This window comes from Psychrobacter sp. T6-1, from assembly GCF_052258445.1.
Window position 1 is genome coordinate 1 of record NZ_JBQQFC010000407.1, and the last position, 1693, is coordinate 1693.

4 protein-coding genes are annotated in these 1693 nt (G+C 39.5%); 2 read left to right on the forward strand and 2 right to left on the reverse strand.

Translation table 11 applies throughout. The features are described 5' to 3' along the window. Nucleotides 1-21 precede the first annotated feature (21 nt). Complete coding sequence (locus tag ACTXGO_RS13285; RefSeq protein WP_443542901.1) at nt 22-333, forward strand: hypothetical protein; 312 nt, start codon at nt 22-24, stop codon at nt 331-333. A 144-nt stretch (nt 334-477) separates the two neighbouring features. Then, entirely contained in the window at nt 478-789 is a 312-nt protein-coding gene (locus ACTXGO_RS13290) for a hypothetical protein (RefSeq protein ID WP_443574855.1), read from the forward strand. Between the two features lie 96 nt (nt 790-885). Here the strand turns inward: ACTXGO_RS13290 and rpmG are convergent, their stop codons facing one another. After that, a complete protein-coding gene (gene rpmG, locus ACTXGO_RS13295; protein WP_010201403.1) occupies nt 886-1041 on the reverse strand; it encodes a 50S ribosomal protein L33 in 156 nt (51 codons plus the stop codon). Nucleotides 1042-1094: 53 nt separating this feature from the next. Continuing rightward, nucleotides 1095-1331, reverse strand: a complete 237-nt coding sequence (gene rpmB / locus ACTXGO_RS13300; protein ID WP_317199079.1) for a 50S ribosomal protein L28 — start codon at nt 1329-1331, stop codon at nt 1095-1097. Nucleotides 1332-1693: the final 362 nt, after the last annotated feature.

Consider the following 1693-nt stretch of genomic DNA (forward strand, 5'->3'; position numbering starts at 1 on the left):
TCATCATAACTGGACACTTGCATGCAAAAGCAACGCACTAAAATCACCGATGTTATTTTTCCAAAAGACTTACCCAACGGTCTGTTCATCGCTTTGATCATTGCCTGTTTATTATTAGGGCTGTCAGCACTGAGTCATGGTGAGGGCTTGCAAAGCTGGCTTGGTGTATTTGAGAGCTGGCTTTTGATGCTCATCATACTGCCTACCGCGACAGCAACTCTGGTTCTTCCTTTTAAACTTCGTGATCCGACTTTTGAGCTTAAACTTGCCTATTATCTAGGAATGTTTGTGGCATTCTTATTTACTTTAGCCAAATTACGTTACTGGCGCTAAAACCTTTCTCGTTTACAAGACTTGTGTCACACCTCTTGAAATTACGCGTCAAAGCGTCCATTGTATGACTATAATAGATTTTCCCTAGCGTTGTTAGCAGTTACATTGAGGCTACTTTACAGGGAATAATAAGGATACTAATTAATGCCATATGACAGTGATAATGAGATAGAAGTGGATCATGACAGTAGCGATCATCTCAACGGATTTGCTAAAGAGACGACCTTGGAGTTGGTGGAGGGCGATAATGGCAAACTGTTATTGCGCGATACTGAAAAAGAGGGCGCGCCGCTGATGACTATAGACTTCTCAGAAAAGCTTAAAGAATTACTAGGTAGCGATACTCAAGCAATCGGTCAACATATGATACACGCCGCTATTCAAGTCATCATGCAAAAGCAGATGAGCCAGTGGCATGCGCATGTGTACGATAAAGAGCCAAAGCACTATAGCTAAATAACACTATAGCTAAATAACACTATTGAGTAAAAGTTAAGCAAAAAAAAGGGTTTATCTACTGATAAACCCTTTTTTGTTTTAAAGAAACAAAGCTTACTTAATTTTTGCTTCTTTAAAAATAACATGCTGGCGAACTTTGGGATCAAACTTTTTGATCTCCATTTTGCCAGGCATAGTACGCTTGTTCTTGGTAGTGGTGTAGTAATACCCAGTACCAGCAGTTGATACCAACTTGATTTTATCTCTCATGACAACGATCCTTTAAATGGTGGCAGAGCACTTAGCCCAAGTTTAAGTCAAACTTAAACTTTTTGGCCTTGTGCGCGCATATCTGCTAATACTTTATCAATACCTAGTTTGTCGATAGTACGCATACCCTTAGTTGAGATACGTAGACGAACAAAACGGTTTTCAGATTCTACCCAAAAACGATGGTTATGAAGGTTTGGTAAAAAGCGGCGACGGGTCTTGTTGTTTGCATGCGAAACATTATTACCCACCATAGGGCGCTTTCCGGTCACTTGGCAAACTCTAGCCATGGGGAACTCCTAATCTGTGAGGTATGAGGGCTACCCATACCAGTCTGGACATATTGACGTTTTTGCGGCATGGACACAGCAATCGTCGTTTTGCACCAAACGAATCTATATGAAGGTTGAGCTGACATCTCCATCATCTAAAGGCAAATGACAGAGCGATCAATTCAGAAATTTTAAAGCCGACATTTATACCACAAAATGAGCAGATACTCAAATTATTTTGTCGTATTTATTACGGTATACGGCGCATATTATACTCTAAAATCGCAGGCGTATGTGATTGATTATTTGACGATAAAGATTAATTAACAGTTGTAAGTTAATATAAAAGTCAGTAAAGTTACTGTCATAAATTTTATACA